At 68.4% G+C, this 23,165-nt stretch carries 27 protein-coding genes; 10 read left to right on the top strand and 17 right to left on the bottom strand.

All coding sequences use genetic code 11. The annotated features are described in order from the left end of the window. Window positions 1-129: 129 nt before the first annotated feature. On the bottom strand, window positions 130-897 hold the full coding sequence (locus AC5592_RS05645; protein WP_036496958.1) for an SDR family NAD(P)-dependent oxidoreductase: 768 nt from the start codon (window positions 895-897) through the stop codon (window positions 130-132). 186 nt (window positions 898-1,083) lie between these two features. Between AC5592_RS05645 and AC5592_RS05640 the strand changes: the two genes are divergently transcribed. Continuing rightward, window positions 1,084-1,776, top strand: a complete 693-nt coding sequence (locus AC5592_RS05640; RefSeq protein ID WP_051024072.1) for a TetR/AcrR family transcriptional regulator — start codon at window positions 1,084-1,086, stop codon at window positions 1,774-1,776. 18 nt (window positions 1,777-1,794) lie between these two features. Here AC5592_RS05640 and AC5592_RS05635 read toward each other — a convergent pair whose 3' ends face one another. Both AC5592_RS05635 and AC5592_RS05630 read right to left on the bottom strand, forming a co-directional pair. After that, a complete protein-coding gene (locus AC5592_RS05635; RefSeq protein WP_036496959.1) occupies window positions 1,795-2,232 on the bottom strand; it encodes a VOC family protein in 438 nt (145 codons plus the stop codon). Beyond that, a complete protein-coding gene (locus tag AC5592_RS05630; RefSeq protein ID WP_063063619.1) occupies window positions 2,232-2,801 on the bottom strand; it encodes a DinB family protein in 570 nt (189 codons plus the stop codon). The genes AC5592_RS05635 and AC5592_RS05630 overlap by 1 nt, the downstream gene beginning before the upstream one ends. A 61-nt stretch (window positions 2,802-2,862) precedes the next feature. Here AC5592_RS05630 and AC5592_RS05625 point away from each other — a divergent pair, with 61 nt between their 5' ends. Beyond that, window positions 2,863-3,852 carry a helix-turn-helix transcriptional regulator gene (locus AC5592_RS05625; RefSeq protein WP_036496961.1) on the top strand — a complete coding sequence of 330 codons (990 nt, stop codon included), beginning with the start codon at window positions 2,863-2,865 and terminating at the stop codon, window positions 3,850-3,852. A gap of 23 nt (window positions 3,853-3,875) precedes the next feature. On the opposite strand, the gene AC5592_RS05620 is transcribed toward AC5592_RS05625, so the two are convergent. From AC5592_RS05620 to AC5592_RS05605, 4 genes are all read right to left on the bottom strand, one after another. Next, window positions 3,876-4,595 (bottom strand): TMEM165/GDT1 family protein, encoded by a 720-nt coding sequence (locus tag AC5592_RS05620; protein ID WP_232329209.1) that lies wholly within the window; start codon window positions 4,593-4,595, stop codon window positions 3,876-3,878. A gap of 356 nt (window positions 4,596-4,951) precedes the next feature. Next, on the bottom strand, window positions 4,952-5,479 hold the full coding sequence (locus tag AC5592_RS05615) for a hypothetical protein (RefSeq protein ID WP_036496962.1): 528 nt from the start codon (window positions 5,477-5,479) through the stop codon (window positions 4,952-4,954). 203 nt (window positions 5,480-5,682) lie between these two features. Then, on the bottom strand, window positions 5,683-6,306 hold the full coding sequence (locus tag AC5592_RS05610; protein ID WP_036496963.1) for a superoxide dismutase: 624 nt from the start codon (window positions 6,304-6,306) through the stop codon (window positions 5,683-5,685). 258 nt (window positions 6,307-6,564) lie between these two features. After that, the gene (locus AC5592_RS05605; protein WP_036496964.1) at window positions 6,565-7,173 is read right to left on the bottom strand and encodes a hypothetical protein; all 609 of its coding nucleotides are present in this window, start codon (window positions 7,171-7,173) and stop codon (window positions 6,565-6,567) included. 450 nt (window positions 7,174-7,623) lie between these two features. Here AC5592_RS05605 and AC5592_RS05600 point away from each other — a divergent pair, with 450 nt between their 5' ends. The 4 genes from AC5592_RS05600 to AC5592_RS05585 all read left to right on the top strand — a co-directional run bounded on the left by AC5592_RS05600 (window position 7,624) and on the right by AC5592_RS05585 (window position 10,992). Further along, window positions 7,624-8,007 (top strand): rhodanese-like domain-containing protein, encoded by a 384-nt coding sequence (locus AC5592_RS05600; RefSeq protein ID WP_232329208.1) that lies wholly within the window; start codon window positions 7,624-7,626, stop codon window positions 8,005-8,007. 72 nt (window positions 8,008-8,079) lie between these two features. Beyond that, entirely contained in the window at window positions 8,080-9,177 is a 1,098-nt protein-coding gene (locus AC5592_RS05595; protein ID WP_232329207.1) for a DUF4328 domain-containing protein, read from the top strand. Then, window positions 9,174-9,941 carry a glycerophosphodiester phosphodiesterase gene (locus tag AC5592_RS05590; protein WP_036496965.1) on the top strand — a complete coding sequence of 256 codons (768 nt, stop codon included), beginning with the start codon at window positions 9,174-9,176 and terminating at the stop codon, window positions 9,939-9,941. The genes AC5592_RS05595 and AC5592_RS05590 overlap by 4 nt, the downstream gene beginning before the upstream one ends. Window positions 9,942-10,065: 124 nt before the next feature. Beyond that, window positions 10,066-10,992, top strand: a complete 927-nt coding sequence (locus AC5592_RS05585; protein WP_063063618.1) for a DUF5926 family protein — start codon at window positions 10,066-10,068, stop codon at window positions 10,990-10,992. A gap of 93 nt (window positions 10,993-11,085) precedes the next feature. On the opposite strand, the gene AC5592_RS05580 is transcribed toward AC5592_RS05585, so the two are convergent. The 5 genes from AC5592_RS05580 to AC5592_RS05560 form a co-directional block, all read right to left on the bottom strand. Next, on the bottom strand, window positions 11,086-11,634 hold the full coding sequence (locus AC5592_RS05580) for a ferritin (RefSeq protein WP_036496967.1): 549 nt from the start codon (window positions 11,632-11,634) through the stop codon (window positions 11,086-11,088). A gap of 152 nt (window positions 11,635-11,786) precedes the next feature. Next, on the bottom strand, window positions 11,787-12,326 hold the full coding sequence (locus AC5592_RS05575) for a ferritin (RefSeq protein ID WP_036496968.1): 540 nt from the start codon (window positions 12,324-12,326) through the stop codon (window positions 11,787-11,789). 9 nt (window positions 12,327-12,335) lie between these two features. Next, window positions 12,336-13,760 carry an LCP family protein gene (locus AC5592_RS05570; RefSeq protein ID WP_232329206.1) on the bottom strand — a complete coding sequence of 475 codons (1,425 nt, stop codon included), beginning with the start codon at window positions 13,758-13,760 and terminating at the stop codon, window positions 12,336-12,338. A 91-nt stretch (window positions 13,761-13,851) separates the two neighbouring features. Beyond that, the gene (locus AC5592_RS05565) at window positions 13,852-14,646 is read right to left on the bottom strand and encodes a CPBP family intramembrane glutamic endopeptidase (protein WP_036496985.1); all 795 of its coding nucleotides are present in this window, start codon (window positions 14,644-14,646) and stop codon (window positions 13,852-13,854) included. A 58-nt stretch (window positions 14,647-14,704) separates the two neighbouring features. Further along, window positions 14,705-15,478: a DUF2470 domain-containing protein gene (locus tag AC5592_RS05560; protein ID WP_063063617.1), complete on the bottom strand. Its 774-nt coding sequence runs from the start codon at window positions 15,476-15,478 to the stop codon at window positions 14,705-14,707. A gap of 97 nt (window positions 15,479-15,575) precedes the next feature. Between AC5592_RS05560 and AC5592_RS05555 the strand changes: the two genes are divergently transcribed. The 3 genes from AC5592_RS05555 (at window position 15,576) to AC5592_RS05545 (ending at window position 17,698) form a co-directional block, all read left to right on the top strand. Beyond that, window positions 15,576-15,995, top strand: coding sequence for a hypothetical protein (locus AC5592_RS05555; RefSeq protein WP_063063616.1), 420 nt, complete (start codon window positions 15,576-15,578; stop codon window positions 15,993-15,995). Window positions 15,996-16,079: 84 nt separating this feature from the next. Next, window positions 16,080-17,000 (top strand): prephenate dehydratase, encoded by a 921-nt coding sequence (gene pheA, locus AC5592_RS05550; RefSeq protein WP_036496988.1) that lies wholly within the window; start codon window positions 16,080-16,082, stop codon window positions 16,998-17,000. Then, window positions 16,997-17,698: a histidine phosphatase family protein gene (locus tag AC5592_RS05545; RefSeq protein WP_051024077.1), complete on the top strand. Its 702-nt coding sequence runs from the start codon at window positions 16,997-16,999 to the stop codon at window positions 17,696-17,698. Before pheA ends, AC5592_RS05545 begins: the two co-directional genes overlap by 4 nt. Here the strand turns inward: AC5592_RS05545 and AC5592_RS05540 are convergent. From AC5592_RS05540 to AC5592_RS05520, 5 genes are all read right to left on the bottom strand, one after another. Next, on the bottom strand, window positions 17,695-18,528 hold the full coding sequence (locus AC5592_RS05540) for an ESX secretion-associated protein EspG (protein WP_051024078.1): 834 nt from the start codon (window positions 18,526-18,528) through the stop codon (window positions 17,695-17,697). The two genes, AC5592_RS05545 and AC5592_RS05540, sit on opposite strands and share 4 nt — an antisense overlap. After that, window positions 18,529-19,704, bottom strand: coding sequence for a PPE domain-containing protein (locus AC5592_RS05535; RefSeq protein ID WP_036496989.1), 1,176 nt, complete (start codon window positions 19,702-19,704; stop codon window positions 18,529-18,531). Between the two features lie 43 nt (window positions 19,705-19,747). Next, on the bottom strand, window positions 19,748-20,059 hold the full coding sequence (locus tag AC5592_RS05530; RefSeq protein WP_036496990.1) for a PE family protein: 312 nt from the start codon (window positions 20,057-20,059) through the stop codon (window positions 19,748-19,750). A 198-nt stretch (window positions 20,060-20,257) separates the two neighbouring features. Next, window positions 20,258-20,611 carry a metallopeptidase family protein gene (locus AC5592_RS05525; protein WP_063063615.1) on the bottom strand — a complete coding sequence of 118 codons (354 nt, stop codon included), beginning with the start codon at window positions 20,609-20,611 and terminating at the stop codon, window positions 20,258-20,260. A gap of 4 nt (window positions 20,612-20,615) precedes the next feature. Then, window positions 20,616-21,773: a septum formation family protein gene (locus tag AC5592_RS05520; RefSeq protein WP_371507109.1), complete on the bottom strand. Its 1,158-nt coding sequence runs from the start codon at window positions 21,771-21,773 to the stop codon at window positions 20,616-20,618. A gap of 105 nt (window positions 21,774-21,878) precedes the next feature. Between AC5592_RS05520 and serS the strand changes: the two genes are divergently transcribed. Next, entirely contained in the window at window positions 21,879-23,141 is a 1,263-nt protein-coding gene (gene serS, locus AC5592_RS05515) for a serine--tRNA ligase (RefSeq protein ID WP_063063614.1), read from the top strand. The last annotated feature ends 24 nt before the right edge of the window (window positions 23,142-23,165 follow it).

The raw sequence follows: 23,165 nt of genomic DNA, 5'->3' as shown, positions 1-23,165 counted from the left end.
ATTCCCCCTGGGGAGAAATACCTGGTCACTCGCACCGAAGTTACGCCGCCGAGATTGTGATGGTTCACAACAAGCGGGCGATCGACGCAAAAGGCCGACACGGGAATCCGTGTCGGCCTCGGCTCGACGTCAGCGCGGCGCCATGCGCAGCGCACCGTCCATGCGGAAGGTTTCGCCGTTCAGGTAGTCGTGCTCGGTGATGTACTGCGCGAGCTGCGCGTACTCGTCCGGGCGGCCCAGGCGCGAGGGGAACGGCACGCCGGCCTCGAGGCCCTTGCGGTACTCCTCGGTGACGCCGGCCAGCATCGGGGTGTCGATGATGCCGGGGGCGATCGTGTTGACGCGGATGCCGAACTGGGCCAGGTCGCGCGCGGCCGGAACGGTCATACCGGCCACGCCGCCCTTGGAGGCGGAGTAGGCGATCTGGCCGATCTGGCCCTCGAACGCCGCCACCGACGCGGTGTTGATCACGACGCCGCGCTGGCCGTACTCGTCGACCGGCTCGGTCTTGGAGATGGCGTCGGCGGCCAGGCGCATCACGTTGAAGGTGCCCAGCAGATTCACGGTGATCACGGTCCGGAACAGCTCCAGATCGTGCGGGCCGTTCTTGGACAGGATGCGTCCCGCCCAGCCCACACCGGCGCAGTTGACCACGATGCGCGGCGGCACACCGGATTCGACGACCTTCGCCACCGCGGCGGCGACCTCGTCGTTGCTGGTCACATCGGTCGGAATCAGGGTGACACCGGCGGGGACGCTGTCGCCGGCCCGTTCGATCGACTGAGTCAGATCGAGACCGAATACGGTCGCACCCTGGTCGGCGAAGCGTTGTGCGGTCGCGGCGCCCAGACCGGACGCAGCTCCGGTGATGATCGCGGCGGAGCCCGAAATCTCCACGGTGTTTGGTCCTCTCGTTAGTGACGGCCCTATGGGTACTGGCCTTCCGTCAACAGCACCATATCGGGCGTGGGTGCCGTCACAGCCGGGGGTGCGCCGCGTGGGAAGCCGGCGCCGCGCAGAATGGAAGACAACCAGCTAGTTTCGTTTGTGAACCGGTACGCGATCGAACGATGGAGTTGCCACATGACCGCCTCGGCCCCCGCGGACCGCCGGCTACCTCGGGGCCGCCACGGTATCCCGCGGGAAACGGTCGTCCAAGACCAGCGCGACCGGATTCTCGCGGCGATGGCGGATGCGATGGCCGCCCACGGATATGTGGGCACGTCGGTCGCGGCGGTGATCAAGCGTGCGGGAGTGTCGCGGGAGACGTTCTACGAGCAGTTCCGCTCCAAGGAGGACTGTTTCGAGGCGGCCTACGAGCGGGCGGTGGAACAGCTGATCGCGCGCATCCAGGACACGCTGCGGCCGCGGCCCGACGCCCCCGCCGAACCGCCGATCGGCGCCCTCCTCGACGCCTATCTCGACGGCTTGGCCGCCGAACCGGCCTACGCGCGCCTGTTCCTCGTCGAGGTCTACGCAGCCGGTCCCACCGCGATCGCGCGGCGCGCGGAACTGCAGGAATCGTTCGTCGCGCTCGTCGCGGACATTCTCGACGCCCGCACCGATCAGCAGCGCTTCGCGTGCCGCACCATGGTCGCCGCCCTCAGCGCCATGGTGACCACCCACGTCGCCGCCGATGATCTGGACGGGCTGCGGGAATTGCGCGAGCCCATGCTCGAGCTGGTTCACCGCAGCGGCGACTTGTTCGGCGGCGCGCCCGCCGACCCCGGCGCCCTCGGCCGCGCCGATCCGCGGGAGCATTTCGATCCCTGGTGACCACCGCCGGACGCCGGCTCAGTCGAGGCAGAACTCGTTGCCCTCCGGATCGGCCATCACGATGTGACCGTTGCCGAGCGGGGGAGCGGGTTCGTGGCGCTGCAGCCTGGTCGCACCGCGGGAGACCAGCCGCTCGGCCTCGGCCTCCAATGCGGCCATCCGGTCGTCGCCGGTCAGGCCCGGGGCCGCCCGCACATCCAGATGGACTCGATTCTTGGCCTGCTTGCCTTCGGGCACCCGCTGAAAGAACAGCCGCGGGCCGGCGCCCTCCGGATCGATCAGCGCCGAGGCGTCGTTGCGCCGTTCCGGCGGCACGTTCATGGCCGCCAGCGCCTCGTCCCAGGTCCGGAATCCGGGCGGTGGATCCTGCAGCCGGTAGCCGAGGGCCTCGGCCCAGAACGCGGCCAATTCCGCGGGATCGCCGCAGTCGAAGGTGATCTGGACATCGCGAGCCATCAGCTCGCCTCCTGTCGGTCGTGGTGCAGGTAGAGGTCGCGCAGCAGGCACACCTCCGCCAGATGGTGGATCAGTTCGCGGTTGATGTGCAAAACCAGCGCCGAGAACGGGAATTCGGCATAGGGTCCTTCGGCAGCACCGCACGCACGGTTCAGGCCGTCCTCGTCCAGCGATCCGATGCCCTCCAGCCAGGTGGCATATTCCGAATCGAGCTGGGCCAGTGCGTCTTTCGCGGTCTCGGCGTATTCGAACGAATGGTAATCGGTGGCCGCGCGCCCGAAATGCGCCGCGTTACGCACGGCGAGGACGCCGACGATCACATGGCCCAGCCGCCAGGCGATCGTCGTGAACGGCGCCGGCTCCGGCGGCGGGAAGGCGAAGTCGATGGTCATCGCGCCCGAACCACCCTGGATCGGTGCGCTGCCGGTGCCGCGCGGGTGCAGATTCCAGCAGCCGGGCACGGGCTCCCAGAAGTACTCGTCGTCGGTAAGTCCGTCGAGCCGGGGGCGGAGCTGCTGAGTCCAGTGCCAGTCGATCTGCTCGCGCAGCAGAGTGTTCCAGTCGGTCATGGGCACAGCTTCGCGCCAATAGCGGACAGCTACCTTCCGCGATCTGTGCCACGATGAGCGAATGACCGTCGAGGCGACCACCGAACGGGTGTTGCGGCTGCTGGCCCTGCTGCAACGCCGGCCGTCGTGGACCGCTACGGAACTGGCCGACGAGCTGGGCGTCACCGACCGTTCGGTGCGCCGCGACGTGGAACGACTGCGCGCGATCGGTTATCCGGTACAGGCCACGGCCGGCGTCGGCGGTGGATACCGGCTCGGTGCGGGGACGCGGCTGCCGCCGCTGTTGCTCGACGACGAGGAGGCCATCGCCACGGCGGTGTCGCTGCGCCTGGCCACCGGAGGAACCGTCGCCGGCGCGGGCGAGGCGGCGCTGCGGGCGCTGACGAAGCTCGATCAGGTGATGCCGCCCCGATTGCGTGCCGAGGTGCGCGCGGTACACGACGCCACGGAGACCATGGTCGGTCCGGGTATCGAGATCGATGCGGAACTGCTGATGACCCTCGCCCGGGCCTGCCGCGACGCCGTCCGGGTCCGCTTCCAGTACTCGGGCCGTAACGGGACTGCCGGTGAACGGACCGTCGAACCGGTCCGCATGGTCACCACCGGCCGGCGCTGGTATCTGATGGCACGCGATATCGATCGCGACGACTGGCGCACCTTCCGCCTCGACCGCATGCGGGAGGTGCGCGCCACGACCTGGCGTTTCCGGCCGCGGGACCATCCGGATCCGGTCGGCTACGTCCAGCGATCGGTGGCCGAGGCGCCCTACCGCCATCTCGCCCGGATCCGCGTCCACGCCGATTCCGCCCGGGTACGTGATCTGATTCCGCCCCAGGTCGGCCGCGTCGAAGACGATCGCGACGGCTGGTCGGTACTGGTGGTGGCCGGCGACGACCTCGACTGGCTCGCGGTTCGCGTCGTCCGCCTCGGCTTCGAGGTCGACGTGCTGGAGCCTCCGGAACTCCGCGAAGCCGCCGCTCACCTGGCGCGCGATCTGTCGGCACTGGCCGAACCGGGACCAGCCGAACCGGGCCCAGCCGAACCGAGCTGAGCCGACCGCCGTGGGCGGGTTCCTCAGCGTCCGTGCAGTGAATGCGGTTCCGCCGGCTCCTCGTCGGTCCGATTCGACCGCCCGAGCAGTCCCCACAGCGCGCCGCCGACCAGCGGTACCACCGCCGCGATCGAATACTCGCCGAGTTTGCCCAGGTCCGGCGCTATCGCGCCGAGCAGGGTGGCGGCACCGATGTACAGGAACAGCAGGCCGGACGCGACGGCGACCGCCCGCTCCGGAATGTGCTTGCCGACGGTGATGCCGATGGCGATGGCGAGACCGCCGGCGGCGACCATGCCCGCGACCGAACCCACCCAGACGGCCACCCAGCTGTGATTCGAGGCCAGGGCGATGGTCGCGAACATGGTGCGGTCGCCGAGTTCGGCGAGCAGGAACGACGAGATCACGATGAGGAAGGCACGGCCGGGGGAGGCGGGACCGGCGGTCTCGGGTTCGTCGGGATCGGGTTCCTCGTGCCGGGCCGCCCACAGCGTCCACACGCCGACCGCCAGCAGGATGAGGCCGGTGCAGAGTGCGATGAAGTCGGTGGGCAGGGCCGCTCCGAGAAAATGTCCGACGCCGACGGCGATCACATTCACCAGCACGCTCGCGACGGTGATACCGCCCAGCACGATCCACCAGCGGTAACGCAACGCGAAGGTCAGGGCCATCAGCTGCGATTTGTCGCCGAGTTCGGCGACGAAGAGCACGCCGAAGCTCAGTAGTATCGCGGCGATCATCATCGGCTCCCAGGTCTCCGGCGTATCGGCCGAAGACGGGGCGCCCTCAGCCGACCACGCCCGTATGAACGGTCTGTCGTCGGCCGAAGGTCTCGCCCACCGGAAATCCGGTTCGGATGGCCGGATCCGTCCAGCGGATCAGTATGTCGACCATGCGATTGCGGGCTACTCCCCTTCGCTGCCTTTCAGCCTACCCTTACCTGCGCGCTGCCGCCAAGTCCCTGTTGCCGAAATCGCAATGCGCACAATAAGTTTGGCGATGCGGCCGAAAAGTTTCGGGTACCCGTCGAAGGTGTTTCGCCGGGGCTCCGCACCGGGTTCGGACGTCCGTGCCGCGGGTGGTGGGGTGCCCGTCGGCCTCAGGCGGCGAGCAGCATGGCCAGCACCGCGGTATCCGGATCCGAGATCGGGTCCACGCCCACGCGGCTGACCATCGAGGTGACCGTGCCGTCGAGTTCGGCCTCCACCCACGCCGCCCGGTGCGCGAGCCCCAGATGCGGAATGCCCGGCAGCAGAACACATCCCGACGCGGCACCGACACATTCGGGCAGCGACGGATTGGTCTCCGAGGGGGGATGCAACATCATCAACGCGGGTGGCACATGATCGGCGAAGCGTCCCGGTTCGATCGCTTCCTCGCCCAATACCGGCCCCTCGGCCACCACCAGTCCGACGGTGTCCGGATGCGGATCGTCGGGCAGTTCTTCGCGCGCTCCGAAGACCGTCGTGGTGGTCAGCAGGCCGGGCAGACTCGCCACCCGCACCGCGAGCGCCAGCAGTTGCGCCCATTCCTTGGTCGTATCGGGCCAGCGCCCGGAGATCACGAAGCCACGCAGTATGCCGCGCGCCTGGAACGGCGTGATCCCGACCGGATTGTTCGTACGCATCGGATGCCTCCCGAACTGTCAACGGGGGCGGCTCCGCGATGAGCGAGCCCGTCCTCGACCTATCGTGCGATAGGAGTACCCGAGAATGACTCGAACAATGTCTGGCACACAAGTACCAGAGAGTGCTAAATCGCAGGTAACACGGCCGAAACGCAACTCAGGCCATACCCGGCGGGTATGGCCTGAAGTCGCGGAGAGGCATATCAGCCGAAGATCAGGCCCTTGCCCTGAGCGACGGCCTTGGCGAAGCGCTCCTGCACGTCGGCCCAGTTGACGACATTCCAGAACGCCTTCACGTAATCGGCCTTGACGTTCTTGTACTGCAGGTAGAAGGCGTGCTCCCACATGTCGACCTGCAGCAGCGGGATGATGCCGAGCGGCACGTTGGCCTGCTGGTCGTACAGCTGGAAGGTCAGCAGCTTCTGACCGAGGGTGTCGTAACCCAGCACCGCCCAGCCCGAGCCCTGCAGGCCGTTGGCGGCAGCGGTGAACTGCGCGCGGAACTTGTCGAACGATCCGAACTGGTCGTCGATCGCGGCGGCCAGGTCCCCGACCGGCTTGTCGCCGCCGTTGGGGGACAGGTTCTTCCACCAGATGGAGTGGTTCACGTGACCACCGAGGTGGAAGGCCAGGTTCTTCTCGTGCAGGAAGATCGCACCGTGGTCGTCGGCCTCGCGCGCGGCTTCCAGCTTCTCGAGCGCGGTGTTGACGCCGGCGACGTATGCGGCGTGATGCTTCGAGTGGTGAATCTCGTTGATCTGCCCGGAGATGTGAGGCTCCAAGGCGCCGTAGTCGTAATCCAGATCTGGCAGCGTGTACTCAGCCACGATGTCCCTTCCTCATGATGTCGGCGCGTGTACCCGGTCATGTCGAGCACACCAACCTTCATTCGTACACCCGCTCGATGCAACCGGGTCCGGTCCACCCTAGATTCCCACGGCCCGAAATCGACGGCTCGGCCAGGATCGAGGGCGCACGCCCGTGGTATGCCCCGGCTCGGAGATTTATTCACGCTGAACGCATGTCGGCGCGATTTCGCCCGGATCGCGGTACGGAGTTCCGCCACGCCGGCGGTGGGCCGGCGGCTACATCGGCGGTGCGACGTCGGGCAGCATCGTGCGCGGATCGCACGAGTCGTGTGCCTTCCACCAGCGCCGCGCGCCGGCCGCGAATTCGTCGAGGCCGACCAGAGTTCCGTCGGCGGTCTCGATGGTGACGTCCTCGAACCAGACCCGCACATCCAGCTCGCGCGGATCGGTGCCCTCCTGCTGGGAGAACTCGAGGACGTGGGCCGGGGTCCGAGCGCTGATCGTGGTGTCGAAACTCAGCAGCTCGCGCCACAGCGCCCAGCCACTGTCGTCGACGTCGATGAAATCCCAGCCGTGCAGGGCGCCGCCGCCGAATCCGGCGATGGCGTCCCCGAGGGTGTCGAGGGTGAGCGGGAAGATGCGCGGTGCCAGATCGTCCCAGCGCTGCCGGCGCAGGGATGCCGCGACCCGGCTGACCCCGGACAGTGTGAGCGACACCCGGCCGTCGGCGGGCTGCCCGTCACCGGGGAGGGTGAGTACCTCCAGTTCGATTCGAAGTCGTCCGTCCGCGGCGTCGACCACGAGTCCGAGACAGGTCGCCTCGGCGAGTGCGGTGTTGAGCCCGGTCGTATCCAATCCGTCGAGTAACGCCCTGCTCGCGTCCATAGCGTCAGGCTACCGATTCCCCGCCGTAGAGCCCGGTATTTGGGTTTCTCGCTAGTGTTGTCGTTTTTTTGCCGAAGAGAGGGAACCGATCGGTCAGCCGCCCCGTCCAAGTATGTGTCGGGCTCTCGTAGCGGCCGGTGATCCGCCGTTGACCAGCGCAGGAGACCCGCAGGCGGCGGCGGGGGCCGCTCCGGGACCGAGGAGGGGAGTCCCGGAGCGGCCCCCGTTCCGTTTTCCCGAATCGGTTGATGCGAACCGACCGGTCTCGCAAGTCGCAACCTGTGGATGAGGTTGTGGATTATGTGGATAACTGGGGTTGAGATATACACAGGTCGGTGTGCCCGGGGTGTGCGGCACGGTATGGACGGCCGGAACAAACCTGGAGTTCACCCGGGCGATCGACTGCCGGGTCTCCCCGCCGATCCGGGGGACGTGGCAGGATCGTCCATTGTGACGAGCTCCGAAATCCCCTCGGTGCCGGTCCAGGATCTGCCTGCCGAATTCGACGCCGCACCGTCGGCGGGTGCCGGATCCGGAGCCGGCGCCCCGTCCGCGATCCTGCTCGATGTCCGCGAGGACGACGAATGGCAGCTCGGCCACGCGCCGGCCGCGCTGCACATCCCGATGATCGACGTGCCCGCACGTCTGGACGAGCTGGACTACGACGCCGACATCTACGTCGTCTGCCGCCAGGGCGGACGCTCGATCGAGGTCGCCAAATATCTCGCGTACGTGGGATTCGAGGTCTACCAGGTCGTCGGCGGCATGGTCGCCTGGCAGCAGGCCGGACGCCCGCTGATCGGCGCGGGCGACATCGAGGCGAAAATCTACTGACGAGCCGTCGAATACGAGCGCAACCGCACACCCAATGATGAAGGTCGACAGGATGGAAGGGGGAGCAGCCCGGTGAGTACGGTCGTGCAACCCTGCGCCCGGTGCGGCGCCCGCTGGGCGGTGCACGGCACCCCGATGCACTGGTGCCCGCGCTGCCGCGGTGTGCTGCTGTCACCGGCGCCCGTCGATGCCCCGCCGGAACGGCGCAACTACCGCTGGGTGGCCCGCCCGCCGGGCCGCGGCCCGCGGGTCGAACGCCCGCGTCCGGCGCCCGCGATCGATCCGGCCACCCCGCGCTACACCGAAATTCCGCGCTGGGGACTGCAGGACCGGCCGCCGCACCTCGCCGCCGCGCCGCAGAACCGGATCCAGGCCGTCCTGCACTGGCTGACCGAACGGGTCGCCGGTCTGCTGCCGGCCACCGTCATCCTGTTCGGACTGTCGGCGGTCGCCGAATTCGGCCGCTATCTGATTCTGCTGCGCAACCGCACCCGGCTGATCCAGCCGCTGCTGCTGTTCTTCTCCGACCTCACCGTCTACGCGACCTCGGTCGCCGCCCTGATCTGCGCGTTGATCACCGCGATCGGCCTGCTCGGCTGGCTGGTCCGTGCTCGTCGCAGCGCCTACGCCGGAAACGGCCGCCGCGATCCCCGCTCCCTGCGGGCGCTGCTGTGCGGCGGGCTCATCCCGGTGGTCAATCTGGTCTGGCCGGGTGTTTTCCTCACCGAACTGGCTTGCCAGCTCGGCGGTGACCCACGCACGCTGCGCGCGGTGCGGATCTGGTGGGGTGTCTGGGTTCTCAACGGTGTGATGGTCATTGCGTCGCTGTTCTGGCGTACGGCCGATACGCTGCAGGGCCAAGCCGACGGTGTGATCTTCACGGTCTACACCGATCTGGTCGCGGTCGCGGCGGCGGTGCTGTCGCTGTGGGTGCTGCGGATGTGCGAGGGTCGTGATCTGCGCGGCCGGATCCGGACGGCCAAGCGCTGGTTGCCCGCGGCCGGTCCGGCGGTACCGGTGATCGAGCCCGTCCATCCGGTCACCGGGGTGGAAACCGCGGACCGGGCGGCCGCCGGGAACGCCGAAACACAGCACACCGAAGCCGGGAACACCGGCGCCGAGAACACCGAGGCGGAGCGCGTCGAACAGGAGGAGGTCATGGCCAAGTGAGCCAGGGCAATCGCGCACCGTTCGTGGTCGCGCACCGGGGTGCGTCGGGTACCCGTCCCGAACACACCCTCGCCGCCTACGAGCTGGCATTGGAGGAGGGCGCGGACGGTGTCGAATGCGATGTCCGGCTGACTCGTGACGGTCACCTGGTCTGTGTGCACGACCGCACGGTGGATCGCACCTCGTCCGGCACCGGCCTGGTCAGCGAGATGACCCTCGACGAGCTGCGGGATCTCGACTTCGGCGGCAACGGCAGCCCCGCACCGGTGCTGACGCTGAGTGAGCTGATCACGCTGGTACTGGACTGGCGCAGCCGGCCGACCAAACTGTTCATCGAGACCAAGCATCCGGTCCGCTACGGCGCGCTGGTGGAGAACAAGGTGCTGGCCGAACTGCAGCGCTTCGGCATCGCCACACCGGCCTCGGCGGACCATTCCCGCGCGGTCGTGATGTCGTTCGCCGCCACCGCGGTGTGGCGCATCCGCCGGGCCGCGCCGCTGTTGCCGACCGTGCTGCTCGGCGAATCCTCGCGGTATCTGGGCGGCAGCGCCGCGACGACGGTCGGTGCCACCGCCGTCGGCCCGTCGGTGAAAACCCTGCGCGAACATCCCGAACTGGTCGACAAGGCCGCTGCCGCCGGACGCGCCACCTACTGCTGGACCGTCGATGATCCCCAGGACGTCGAACTGTGCGCGGAGCTGGGCGTCAGCTGGGTCGCGACCAACCATCCCGGCCGGACCAAGAACGTGCTGGACGGTATCTGATCGAACGGGACAGTCCGGCGGGGGAATCGGTTCGCCCTCCGCGGCGAATTCTGTCCACGCCTGCGCGGCAATTCGGTGCGCCCCTGCGCGGCGGCGGCCGCGGGAACCTGTAGGTTCTGCGTTCGTGGGTAAGAGCAAGCGCAACAGTCCCAAGCCCGACAGCAACCGGGCCCAGCGCCTCGCCGAACGTCGTGCGGCGCAACAGCAGGCCGCTTCGGCCGTGACGCGCCCCTTCGCCGGGCTGGCCGCCGAATGCGATCTGGTCGCACTCCGCGAGTTCGTCCCGTCGGCGACCGCGACCCTGGAACTGGCCGCGGGCGTCTCCGCCGAGCGCCCGGTGACGCTGGCCACCGTGCTGCCCGGCGCGGTCGCCGCCCTGGTTCGCGCGGGTGACGAGCCGACCGGATTCGTCGGTGCGCAGGTGCAGGTCCAGTCGGACGATCCGGCCGCCGATCTGGCCGCCGCGATTCTGTGGACGCAGGCCGCCGAACCCGGCGAATCGCTCACCGCGGCAAGCGAAGCCGCCCAGGACGCGGTGCCCTCGCTGTCCGAGGTCATCGATCCCAAGGCGAATCTGGATCTGACCGTCCACCAGAACTTCCAGTGGTGGGTGCCGGAGGGCGTCACGCCGGATCCGCAGGTCGCCGCGACCATCGACCAGGCCGATCAGGCGATCATGCCGTCGGATCGGCTGGCCCTCGGCGCCGAATCCGTGGGCGCGGCCTGGTGGGTCGACGCCGGCGAGAAGGCGCATCTGCGCTGGGTCCGGCCCGAGGACGAAGATGCCCTGATGCTGGCCCTCGCACGCGTCCACGCCGCGGGTGGACTGCACCTGGGCGACGGCTCCCGATTCGCGGGTTCATTCCGCACGCACGGCCTGCTGGTGCCGGTCTTCGATCTGGATCGCGAACGGCACCCGAACGAATGGGTCACTCCCGCACACGAATTCGGTGCCCGTCTGGCCGAGGCGCTGGCCTCCGACGCGCCGCTGAGCTCGGAGGAGCGGCGCTCCCGCGACGGACTGCGCTCGCGCCAGGTCACGCTGCGCTAGCGAAACCCACTGCGGGACAAGCGTTCCACACCGGCACCATACGACGAACTCGGCCCGCCGGACGGCAGGCCGAGTTCGTCGATGTCTCTCGCGTCAGATATTTCCGCCGGCCGCCGCCGGCGCCCCGGAAGTATCGCTCGGACCGCTCATCTCGCGCGAGACGAAATACTCTAGATCGAACAGGTTCGATCCGGCCCGGTCGGCGACGGTGAGCAGCGTGGTCATCCGCGCCACCTCCTCGACCTGCTCCTTCAGGAACCACTGCATGAACTGCTCGCCCAGGTAATCGCCCTCCTCGCGGGCGGTGCTGGCCAATTGGACGATCTGCTCGGTGACGGTCTTCTCCTGCTGGAGCGCCAATTGGATCGGCTCGCGCGCATTCTCGAATTGCGACCGCGCGGCGTCGACCCCGGAGAGTTCGACGCTCATGTCCCGATCGAGGAAATACCGCACGATCATCATCGCGTGATTGCGTTCCTCGATGGCCTGGGCATAGAAGTGCTTCGCCAGAACCGGCAGATCGGCATTGTCGAACCACACCGCGATCGCGATGTACTGGTGCTCGGCATTGAATTCATGCCGGATCTGATCGTGGAGCAGGGCGTGAAATTTGCTGTGCGAGGAATCGGCGTGGCTGGACATGAATCCGACATTAGTGCTGGTCAAGTTCGGCTGTCATCCAAGTACACCCTTAATGAGGCAAGTATTGCCTTAGTTACCGGCGCCTCACCCGAGCGGCGCGGCCGCAATTCGGAATTCGCCGGCTGCCTGCGATTTCGGGCGCCCTCGCATTTTCATCGCCGCGCGATTCCCGCCGGTTTCGGAGCGGAGGCGTCGGGCGTGCGTGTGGCCGGGATCTCGCGCGCCACGAACTCCTCGATGTCGAACAGATTGCCCGCCGCTCGCTCGCACACCGCCGCCAGGGTGGTGAGCCGCGCGACCTCCGCGAGTTGATCCTCGAGGAACCAGCGAACGAACTGCTCGCCGAGATAATCTCCCGCGTCGCGGGCGGTGCGGGTCAGCGTGGTGATGTGATCGGTCAGTTCCCGTTCGCGAGTCAGCAGGAATTCCACGGTGGCCGAGGGTGATTCGAAATCCGAGCGCACCTCGTCGGTACCGGTGACCGCGACGGCGACATCCCGGTCGAGCAGATATCGCACCATCCGCAGGGCATGGGCGCGTTTGTCCTCCGCGCCCAGATAGCAGATACGTGCCAGCTGCGGCAGCCGCTGCGCGTCGAAATGGACGGCCGCGGCGAGATATTGCTGTGAGGCGGTGAATTCGCGTCGAATCTGCGCGCGCAACAGGTCGGGGAAGGGGCCGGTGCCGGACATACCCCGACGCTACCGGGTGAGCAGATCGTCCGGGACCGCCTGGTCGTGTGCCAGTGCGTCGAAGAAGCGGCTCGCCCGATCCTTGTCCCACAGCAGCACGTTGCCGGAACCCGATTCGTCGACGAAGCCGCCGATCGGCACGGTGGTGGCGATCGTCTTACCGTGTAGCGCCCAGCCCAACCGGCCGAGATCCCAGATGTGATCGCCGTTGTCGACCTGCATCGAGGAGGCCACATCGCGGGCCAGCGGCCACACCTTCAACGGGTTGGCGAGCGTACCCGCGCTGGTCGCCTTCTCCAGCAGCGCGGACAGGAACAGCCGCTGATTGTTCATGCGGTCCAGGTCCGCTCGCGGGGTGGCGCGGGTCCGCACGAACCCGAGCGCCTGAGAGCCGGACAGATGCTGACATCCGGCCGGAAGGTCGATACCGGCCTTCGGATCGTCGATCGCATCGGGCAGGCACATATCGATACCGCCGAGTGAATCGACCATGCCGGCGAAACCGCCGAAGCCGATTTCGGCGAAATGGTCGATGCGCAGGCCGGTCGCGTTCTCGACCGTCTGCACCAGCAATTTCGGGCCACCGGCGGAAAACGCCGCGTTGAGTTTGTCCTTGCCGACACCCGGAATGCTCACATACGAATCGCGCGGCAGGCTCACCACGGTGGGCGCACCCGATTTCGGGATGTGCACGAGCATGATGGTGTCGCTGCGCTCACCACCCGCGTCGGCGCTGTCGCCGGTCGACAGTTCCTTCTCCTGTTCCGGCGTCAGACCGACGCGGGTATCGGATCCGGTGAGCAGCCAATTGGTACCGGCCGTCTGCGCGACGCGGTCCGGATAGGCGGCCAGCGCGTCGACGCGGTGAAGTGAGCGATCCAGATAGATCAGCCCGGCGACCGGCAGCAGGATGACGATGAGCAGCAGAATCAGCAACCACCTGCCCCAATGCCGTTTCCGGCGGGCCCGCGGCGCACGGGGTTCGCGCGGCGGGCGCTCGGTGCGGCGGGGTCGTGCCGGGGGCGGTGGCGGCGGTGCTTCCCGGTACGGCACCGGGCGCTGGGTCGGAGCGTGGGTGGGTGGTTCGCCGCCGTATTCGTAGGGCGGCGGGTTGCCGCGCGGCCGCGCGGGGCTGCTCGGCGCCTGTGACCAGGCCAGCGGCGGATTGTTGCCGTCGCGGCGAATGACCTGGGTCGGTTCGATCGGTGGACGTCGGGGCGGATGGCCCGATCCCGGTTGCGGCCGTCCCGAACCGGGAGGACGGCCCGAATGCGGCGGGCGGCCCGAGCCGGGTGGCATCGGCCGCCCGGAACCGGGCGGGACGCGCGGATCGTGTCCGTGCCGGTCCGGCGGCGGCATGCGTCGACCGTCCGGGCCCGCCGGCGGCGGCACCCGGCGGGTCCGCGGATACTGCTGGGGGTCGTCGCCGTTCACCACCGAGATGGTACTGACCGGGGCGTTGTGCCGGTCGGCACAATGCGTCCGGAGGGCTGAACGTGGCCGATTTCCGCAGGTCGGCGCGATCTCACGGCAGCCAGGAGACGTGGCCGTGCAGGGCGGTGTAGCCGATGTAGGCCACCGAATCGATCGTCGCGTGTGCCAGGATCAGCGGCCACAGCCGTCCGGTCCGCTGCCAGTACCGGCCGAAGATCACCCCCATCACCAGGTTGCCGAGGCCTCCGCCCAGCCCCTGATAGAGGTGATAACTGCCACGCAGCAGCGCCGACGCGGCCAGTGATCGGTTCTCCGACCAGCCGAGCGTGCGCAGCCGGCTGATCAGATAGCCGACGACGATGATCTCCTCGGCCACGGCATTCGCCACGGCCGAGAGCACCAGCACCGGCAACCGCCACCAATGGTCGTGCAGTGAACTGGGCACGATCGTCACGCTCATGCCCAGCGCGTGGGCGGCCAGGTACAGACCCAGTCCGGGCAGTCCGATCACCGCGGCGAGGACGACACCGGGGACCACATCACCACGCCACCGGATCCGCGCCAGCCCGACCAGTCGCGGCCCGATTCCGCTGCGCCACAACAGATACAGTCCCAGCGCGCCCCATCCGATCAGGCGGGCGACGCTCAACAGCTGGAACAGCAGATCGATCGTCGACTGCGCGGCCCGGGAGGGATTCAGCGCGACCTGCTGACCACCGATTCCGCCCGGTGCCAGCGCGCTTTCCAGCAGCGACAGTGCCGCACCGGCCCCGCTCGTCCCGAAGGTGACGACCAGGACGATCGCGATCTCCACCCGGATCGCGAACCGGTCGCGCTCCGCAGCGGGATCGGGCCAGGCAGCTGCGAAACGATCGGCCGGAACCATAGGAACAATCTAGGGGTGGTCCGCCGCATGCCGCGTTCCGGCCGTATCGGATGTGCTCTCAGGCGGAGCGATCGGAGCCGTGCATGCGATCGAAGAACGGGCAGCCGGCGAGGATGCGCACCGCGCGGCTCAACTGCTGCACGTCGTCCACGGGCGCGTGGAAGGGCAGTCGCACATCGTGATCGGTATCGGGGCCCTCGACCCGCAGCGTGACGCCGTAGCGGTCGATGGCCAGCGGCCGCACCGAGCCGCCGCGCAGCCGGACCGGCAGATGGCGGGCCAGCCGGGCGATCACATCCGCGTGATCGGAGTCCATATGTTGCAACCAGGCCGCCTCCAGTTCCCAGAACGGATCGGCGTCGGCGCTGCGCAGATCGTGCGGGCAGACCGATTCGGCGCCGGCGGAATCGGCGACGACGGCCGATTCCAGCACCACTCGCAACAGGGTGCTGGTATGGCCGACATCGAGCAGGCCGGGATGCGGATATTCGCTCGCGACCTGAGCGGCCAAGGCGCGCTGGGCATGTCCGGGTACCGCGCGCACGCGTCCGCGCAACCAGACCAGCGCACGTACGGGTTCGCGCAACGCCAAGGGTGCGTGGTCGGTCAGCTCCAGCACACCCGGTGAACCGACCTCGGCCGCCGCGGCCGCGACCGCCGCGGAATTGCGCGCGACGGCGACGACCACGTCGCCGCACGCCCGCAGGTGGTGCACGGTCGTGGGAATCGGATCGGTGCCGGGCAGGGCCAGGACGGAACTCTCGGCGTGGGCGCACGCACTGCGGATCCGCTCCGCGGCGGATGGAGCGGCGGACGTGATCGTGCGGCGCATACAGACCTCCAGTGACGAACCCGGACTATAATTAGGTAAACCTAAGCTAAGTCACGGCCCGTGGTTACGCAAGCATTGCGCTCGCTACGGTGGAAATGTGCCGCACGATTCGACGCCCGCCTCCGAACCCGTTCTGCTGTCGTTGAGCGTGCCCAGCACGGGCCCGTCCGATCTGGTGGACGGACTGGTCCGGCCGCCGTCGGCGAATCCCCAGGCGCCGGTGCTCGACCTGACCCTGTCCGATGAGCGCATCGCCGAATTCCTGGTCGGCGTGGCACATTCCGATACCGGATTCGTCGCCGCGACCGCCTCGGGCGAGCGGGCGGTGGCGATCGTCGCGGCCACCGTGGCCGCGCTGTGCGGCGAGAATATCCGGACCGCACTGACCAGCCCCGATATCGATTTCCTGCGTGGCCTGTCCGCTCCGGCCGTCCAGGCACTGCGCGAGGTACTGCTGGCCGTCGAGACCGAACAGATGGAGTCGGTGACGGCGGCGCTGCGGGTGCTGACCTCCTGATCGGGCCCGGCCCCGACCTGGGCTGTTACCGCTGGGTACGCACAAACGGCGAGCGCGCAGCCAACTGCCAGTAATGTCGTATCCGTGCCGCGTATCGCCTATTTCGGACCGTCGGGAACTTTCACCGAGATGGCCCTGGCCCGACTCGAATCGGACGGGGCCTTCGACGAGCCGGTCGAGCGGATCGCCGCACCCAGTCAGGGCGCGGCGCTCGAGATGATCCGGTCCGGTGCGGCCGACGGCGCGGTGGTGCCGATCGAGAGCTCGGTCGAAGGTTCCATCTCGGCGACCCTGGACGCGCTCGCGGTGGGCCCGCGGCTGCAGATCATCGCCGAAACCGAACTCGACGTGGCGTTCACGATCGTGGCGAAACCTGGAATGGAGCTGTCGCGGGTGCGCACCGTCGCGGCCTATCCCGTCGCGGCCGCGCAGGTGCGGTTGTGGCTGGCGGATCGGATGCCGCAGGCAACGCTGTACACCTCGGCCTCCAACGCGGCCGCGGCCGAGGATGTGGTGGCCGGCCACGCCGACGCCGCGGTCTCGACCACCCTGGCCGGTCAGCGGCTGAAACTCGTCGAACTGGCCACCGGCGTCGCCGACCACGACCAGGCCATCACCCGTTTCGTGCTGGTCACCCCGCCACGTGAGGCGCCCGCCCGCACCGGCGCCGACCGCACCTCGCTGGTGGTACTCGAACTGGCGAACGAACCCGGTTCGCTGATGCGGGTGTTCGCCGAATTCGCCACGCGCGGTGTGGATCTGACCCGCATCGAATCCCGGCCGACGCGCACCGGGATGGGTACCTATCGCTTCTATCTGGACTGTGTCGGCCATATCGACGACACCGCCGTCGCCGAGGCCCTCAAGGCGCTGCACCGGACCGCCGGGCGGATCCGCTATCTGGGCTCCTGGCCGGCCAGTTCACCGAGTGGATCGCCGCCGCCCGCCGACGAGCCGGCGGCGGCCTGGTTGGACGATGTGAAAAAGGGGGTGGACGCCTCATGAGTGAAACCGGTGCGAACCGCGATCCCGTCCGCGGTTCCGGCAGGTTGGTGCTGGTCCGTCACGGCGAGACCGAGGGTAATGTCGCGAAACTTCTGGATACCCGGGTACCGGGTCTACCGCTGACCGAACGTGGTGTGGCGCAAGCGAAATCGTTCGCCGCGCGGCTAGCGGTGCCGCCGGTGCGGTTGTACTCCTCGGTAGCGCTGCGTGCCCAGCAGACCGCGAGCCATATCGAGTCGGTGACCGGTGTGGCGGCCGAGGTGGCCGACGGTGTGTACGAGGTGCAGGTCGGCGAACTGGAGGGGCAGAATTCCGACGCGGCGCATCGGGAATTCCAGCGGGTCTACCGTTCCTGGCATCTGGGTGAACTGCATACGCGACTGCCCGGCGGCGAATCCGGCGAGGAGGTCCTCGAGCGGTATCTGCCTGTGCTGGAACACCTTCGGGACGACTACCTGCTTCCAGGCTCGGAAACGCGCGATGTGCTGCTGGTCAGCCACGGCGCCGCGATGCGACTGGCGGCCCGCGAACTCACCGGCGTCGCACCGCCGTTCACGACCAACAACCATCTGGACAACACCGAGACCATCGAGCTGGCGCCGACCGCCGACGGCGGTTGGACCTGTGTCCGCTGGGGCCGCTACACCCCGCCGTTCGGATACAAGGTCGAACCGAAGGCCGACGACCCGATGGGTTAGCCGATTCCGGGGGTCGCCGGCTTGAAATCCTCACGTAGCGGAAGCTTGTCGACGAGGTCCTTGATCGCGGTGCGCAATCGGCCCGGTGTCCCGCTGGCCAGCGAGGTCCACATGACCTCGTCGTCGGAGCGGGTGGTGACGCCGATGAATCGCCCGTTGCGGGTGTTGTACACCGCGATCATCCCGTCGGAGATGTCGCGACTGGCGTCGTTGTACACGACGCCGACGATCGAAGCGTGCGAATGGATTTCGACCAGCGCCGAGGCCAGCGCCTGCGCGTCGCGGGGCGGCCGCCCCACTCGCTCCAGGCGCCGCGCGGTGGTCGCGGCATCCCCGGCATCACCGAGAATCGGCTTGAGTTCCTCGGTGAGAACATTCATTCCGCTGAGCTCGAGCGCCTCCGCCGGTCCCAGCGCCGCCATGATCGTGCCCGGTAGGTCGTGTCCCGCCTCGTCGATGCTGTAGGAATTCGGCCCGCGCAGGGCGACGACATCGAGGTCGTCGCCCTTGGCGAGGCAGAATCGGTTCACTCGGTCGCCGACGTACCAGCGCATCGAGATCACCCAGTGCGGGCGGTACAGCCCGCGCAGCCGGTCTTCGAGGTCGTGCTGCACGACTCCGTCGACGAGCAGCTCACGCGCGGTGAGCGATTCGGCGGCCGCGGTCATCGCCCGGTCGTGGTCGACGACATTGTCGTAGCGGCCCCTCGCATCCAGTACGACAGGCACCTCGTCGATCTCCAGTTTCTCGAGCAGAAACTGCATCTCGTCGAGCGACAACACGACGGACTCGAGCATCGACGGCCCGCGGCCGGCGCCGAGCACGGTCACCTAGCGCGCTCCCGCGGCCGGGTCTGCTCCGATGACCCCGGGTGCGATGACCCGGCCGTCGGCGAAGTGCTCGCCCCGCAGGTAGTCGTTGCCCTGGTGCTCGCCCTCGTCGTCGTCGCTGTCGACCTGGCGGCCCAGCAGCGGGTTACCGGCGGCGTTGTTCGCGCGGGCCGGAGCCGGTGCGCCCATCTGCGCGACGGGTGCCGTCTCCGCCACCGGAGCGGTCGCGGCCGGAGCGCCGATCACGTTGCCGGCACCCCAGCCCTCGGGGAGTTGCAGCGTGCCGGCGCCGTTGCCGATGCCGACGGAGCTTCCCCCGAAGGACACGGCACGCGTGGCTGCCGCGGCGCCACCGGCGGCGGCGACACCCCCCATGCCGCCCATCATCATCGGCGACATGCTCGCGGCGGGCGCGGCATGGCTGGTCGCCGCGGCGATCGCGGTACCGGCCACGTTGCCCACCGTGGACACACCCGTCGTCGCCACCGATCCGGCGACATTGGCCGCCTGGGTGGCGGCGCTGATCACGCCCGGATCGGTCGCGAGCGCCTGCGCCACACCGATGGCCGTCTGCACCGGGTCGCCGCTGGTGTTCTGCGAAGCCGCCTCGGCGCCGCTGTCGGCCACCCCGGCGCCCGCCGCGATCGGTGGCGGCGTCAGGAACTCGGCCGGAGTCGCCGTCATGGCCTCGACGGTGGATTCGTAGGTGTCCATGACCAGTGCGGCCTGTACATCCAGGGCGGCCTTGGCGGCTTCCGCCACCTCGGCACTGCCGTCCAGATCGCCGCCGTGCGCATGTGCCGCGACGCGCGCGGCGTCCACCGCGGCGATCTCCGGCAGGCTCGGCATGGCAAGGGTGGCAACGGTATTGGCGGTGGCGTGGGCGGAGGCCTTGGCCGCCATCGCGGCCGCCTGCATGCCCTGCTGTTCGGCCCAGCCGGTGAAGCCGGCGAGTTTGGTCAGTGCGACGGCACCGTTGAGACCGACCATGCCGACACCCAGTTCGGCCATGACCCGGGTGACGGTGGCGGTCGCGTCGACCCACGCCGCCGTGAGACCACCCCATGCCGTGGCCGCGGCAGCGGCCGGAACGGCGTGCGGACCCGCGGTCAGCAGACTCGAATTGCCCTCGGCGAGCCGGGGCAGCCAATAGATTCCGGTGATCCCTGCAGTCATTGTCTCTCCCCTGAACGAATGGTGTGGTGAAGGATCGCGCCGGTCAGAACTGAATCGCGGCGGTGCCGGCCGCGTTGATCGCGTCCTCGGCGATGTACGAGGCCAGCTGCTGACGCAGGATCGCGGCCGCGTGGTGCAGTTCGAGAATGGCCTGCGCGGCCGCGCGGTCGTGGCTGAGCGCGCCCTCGTTCAGATGGGTTGCCGCGGCGACGGACACCTCTTCGGCGCCGGCGGGGACGACGTGGGTGGCCGGACCGCTCAAAGCGGCGGCAGCAGTGAGACGTTCGGCGAGCAGATCGAGTTCCGCCGAGGCCGCGAGCACGACTTCGGGCTGTACACCGAGCAAACCAACCATGACTCGAACTCCTTCTTGTGGCGGCTGTGCAAGTGTCGAGGCTGCCCGAGCCCAGTGCTGTTCCGGCACAGAGGATCCGGCAGACCCGTCGGTGGAACCACGAGAATTCCCCCTACGAGATGATTGGACGCGACGGCCCCCGGTTCGGTTCCCTCGAGTCACGAATCGATTCGACTTTACCCGCTACGCGCGTAAAGACTAGCCCCAACCGAGCTGATGCAGCCGTTCTTCGTCGATCCCGAAATAGTGAGCTATCTCATGGATCACCGTGATGGCCACTTCCTCGACGACCTGCCGTTCGTCGTCGCACATTTCCAGAATCGTGTCGCGGTAGATGGTGATGGTGTCCGGTAGCGCGCCGCCGTACTGACTGTCCACCCGGTCGGTCAGCGCGATGCCGTGATACAGCCCGAGCAGATGCGGATCCTCGAGATTGCGCGCCTCGATCAGCACCACCACGTTCTCGATCGCCCCGGCGAGTGCGGGCGGAATCGTATCCAGCGCATCGCCGACCAGTTCCTCGAACCGGCTCTCCGACATCGACACCGGCATGGTGTCAGCGCTGCGGTGGAATCGGCGCGGGCGCCGCGCCCGGCAGCGGCGCCGGGGTGGAACGTCCGGAACTCGGCGGCGGCACCGGGGCCTGGCCGTCGATCAGCACATCGCCCTTCGCGGATCCGGTGATCGTCGCGAACCCGTCCTGAGACCCCTTGCCCACCAGGCAATTCAGCTTGTGACTGCCGACCAGCCAGCTGCGGGCGTCGAGGTTGTCCCAGAAGATGGTCAGCGTCTTGTTGATCAGCGCGTCCTGACCGCCGAGGTAATCGCCTGCGGCACGGGCGCATTCGTCCTGCATGAACTTGTCCTGATCGGCGTTCGCCGGCGGGCCGCTGTTGAAGTGGGTGCCGAGATCCACCGTCGACATCACCTCGTAGGCGTGCGGCTGACCGCAGGGGACCGGTTCGTTGGTCGGCAGATTCTGATTGATGCCGATGCAGGTGCCCGGATCGAAGACGCGGGACTGGTCGCTGTCGCGCACCCGGCCCACGGTCTGCTGCGTCGCGCTACCCGTGGCGCTCACCAACTGCAATCCGCACCGGATGGTCCGGTCGCCGTTGCGCCAGCCCGGTTCTCCCGGGTTGACCATGCCGACCACGAACCGCCCCCGCGGGTCGAGCCGGCCACCGAGGTAGGCGGCCGCGGCCGAGGCGCAGTGTTCGTCGCGCAGTTCGCCGAAGCGCAGCGAATCGGGGAAGGCCGAGCCCGGCCCGAATTCGCGGCCCGGATATTTGCTCAGGTCGATATCGGCGGTCACCTCGAACAGATGTTTGTCGGCGCAGTTGACCTTGGTCAGATCCAGGGTTTTGGCGCTGGTCCAGGTGAGGCAGTCACCCGATTTGGCGGAGCCGAAGGCGGCGTCGGCGCGGCCGGCGGGCGCCTTGCCCGAACCGGGATCGTGCACCTCCAGCCCGTGTGAACTGCGAAACCCCGAGATGGACAGCGTCACCAGCGCCGCCACCACGGCACCGACGGCGACCGCGAGCAATCCCCACCGCAGCCGATGCGGATGCAGCGCCTTGCCGTCCTGACCGAAGCGTTTCCCGGCGCCCGGCAACGGGCGGCGACGGTTCGCCCCGGCACGCCTGCGGCGAGGCATGTCGGATTCTTCGTTTCCCGGTTCCGGCGCCGCTGGCGCCCCATCGTCGGAGGACATCGCCGTCCATCATGGCAGGCGCCGTGCGGGGCCTGCCACGATCGGTTCGGATTTCACCGGATCCACAGAAAATGCGGTGGACACCTCCCACTAGGCTGATTGCCCATGATCGACCTCCGATTCCTGCGCGAGAATCCCGAAGCGGTCCGTGCCTCGCAGCGTGCCCGCGGTGAGGACCCGGCGCTGGTGGATGCCCTGCTCGAGGCGGATGCGGCCCGCCGCGCCGCGGTCGCGACGGCGGACAACCTGCGCGCCGAGCAGAAGGCGCTGGGTAAGAAGGTCGGTAAGGCGTCCCCGGACGAGCGCGCGACGCTGCTGGCCCACGCGCAGGAGTTGTCGGCGAAGGTGAAGGAGGCCGAGGCCGCCGAGAACGCCGCCGACGCCGAACTCGACAGCGCCCACCGCGCGATCTCGAACGTCGTGCAGGAGGGCGCACCCGCGGGCGGCGAGGACGATTTCGTTCTGCTCGAAACCGTGGGCGCTCCCACCGAATTCGACTTTTCCCCGCGCGATCATCTCGACCTGGGCGAGGCGCTCGGACTGATCGATATGGAACGCGGCGCCAAGGTCTCGGGCGCCCGGTTCTATTTCCTGACCGGCTACGGCGCCCTGCTGCAACTCGGTCTGCTGCAGCTGGCCGCCCAGCGGGCGGTCGCCAACGGCTTCACCATGATGATCCCGCCGGTACTCGTGCGTCCGGAGATCATGGCCGGAACGGGCTTTTTGGGGCAGCACTCGGCCGAGGTCTACCACCTCGACGACGACGATCTGTACCTGGTCGGCACCTCGGAGGTCCCGCTGGCCGGCTACCACTCGGGCGAGATCCTCGATCTGAGCGACGGTCCGAAGCGCTATGCCGGCTGGTCGTCGTGCTTCCGTCGCGAGGCCGGCAGCTACGGCAAGGACACCCGCGGCATCATCCGCGTGCACCAGTTCGACAAGGTCGAGATGTTCGTCTACTGCCGTCCCGAGGACGCCGACGCCGAACACCGCCGCCTGCTGGACTGGGAGAAGGAGATGCTCGCCGCGATCGAGGTCCCGTACCGGGTCATCGATGTGGCCGGTGGCGATCTCGGCAGCTCGGCCGCCCGCAAATTCGACTGCGAGGCCTGGGTGCCGACCCAGCAGACCTATCGCGAACTCACCTCGACCTCGAACTGCACCACCTTCCAGGCCCGCCGCCTGTCGGTGCGCTATCGGGACGAGAACGGCAAGCCGCAGATCGCCGCGACCCTCAACGGCACCCTCGCGACCACTCGGTGGATCGTCGCGTTGCTGGAAAATCACCAGCAGGCCGACGGCTCGGTCCGGGTGCCCGCCGCGCTGGTTCCGTTCGTGGGCCGCGAGGTGCTCGAGCCGCCGCGCTGACGGTTGCGGCCCTGTCGCGGTGAT

The sequence above is a fragment of the Nocardia violaceofusca NBRC 14427 genome, from assembly GCF_963869435.1.
Classification (GTDB): domain Bacteria; phylum Actinomycetota; class Actinomycetes; order Mycobacteriales; family Mycobacteriaceae; genus Nocardia; species Nocardia aobensis.
The sequence above is the reverse complement of the archived record's forward strand: the minus strand, read 5'-3'. Positions and strand labels throughout refer to the sequence as shown.

Coding starts and splice junctions, on each gene's coding strand:
- AC5592_RS05640 (WP_051024072.1), top strand. CDS start 1,084: ATGACCGCCTCGGCCCCCGCGGACCGCCGGCTACCTCGGGGCCGCCAC.
- AC5592_RS05635 (WP_036496959.1), bottom strand. CDS start 2,232: ATGGCTCGCGATGTCCAGATCACCTTCGACTGCGGCGATCCCGCGGAA.
- AC5592_RS05630 (WP_063063619.1), bottom strand. CDS start 2,801: ATGACCGACTGGAACACTCTGCTGCGCGAGCAGATCGACTGGCACTGG.
- AC5592_RS05625 (WP_036496961.1), top strand. CDS start 2,863: ATGACCGTCGAGGCGACCACCGAACGGGTGTTGCGGCTGCTGGCCCTG.
- AC5592_RS05620 (WP_232329209.1), bottom strand. CDS start 4,595: ATGATGATCGCCGCGATACTACTGAGCTTCGGCGTGCTCTTCGTCGCC.
- AC5592_RS05615 (WP_036496962.1), bottom strand. CDS start 5,479: ATGCGTACGAACAATCCGGTCGGGATCACGCCGTTCCAGGCGCGCGGC.
- AC5592_RS05605 (WP_036496964.1), bottom strand. CDS start 7,173: ATGGACGCGAGCAGGGCGTTACTCGACGGATTGGATACGACCGGGCTC.
- AC5592_RS05580 (WP_036496967.1), bottom strand. CDS start 11,634: ATGTCCAGCCACGCCGATTCCTCGCACAGCAAATTTCACGCCCTGCTC.
- AC5592_RS05575 (WP_036496968.1), bottom strand. CDS start 12,326: ATGTCCGGCACCGGCCCCTTCCCCGACCTGTTGCGCGCGCAGATTCGA.
- AC5592_RS05565 (WP_036496985.1), bottom strand. CDS start 14,646: ATGGTTCCGGCCGATCGTTTCGCAGCTGCCTGGCCCGATCCCGCTGCG.
- AC5592_RS05560 (WP_063063617.1), bottom strand. CDS start 15,478: ATGCGCCGCACGATCACGTCCGCCGCTCCATCCGCCGCGGAGCGGATC.
- AC5592_RS05545 (WP_051024077.1), top strand. CDS start 16,997: ATGAGTGAAACCGGTGCGAACCGCGATCCCGTCCGCGGTTCCGGCAGG.
- AC5592_RS05535 (WP_036496989.1), bottom strand. CDS start 19,704: ATGACTGCAGGGATCACCGGAATCTATTGGCTGCCCCGGCTCGCCGAG.
- AC5592_RS05530 (WP_036496990.1), bottom strand. CDS start 20,059: ATGGTTGGTTTGCTCGGTGTACAGCCCGAAGTCGTGCTCGCGGCCTCG.
- AC5592_RS05525 (WP_063063615.1), bottom strand. CDS start 20,611: ATGCCGGTGTCGATGTCGGAGAGCCGGTTCGAGGAACTGGTCGGCGAT.
- AC5592_RS05520 (WP_371507109.1), bottom strand. CDS start 21,773: ATGTCCTCCGACGATGGGGCGCCAGCGGCGCCGGAACCGGGAAACGAA.
- serS (WP_063063614.1), top strand. CDS start 21,879: ATGATCGACCTCCGATTCCTGCGCGAGAATCCCGAAGCGGTCCGTGCC.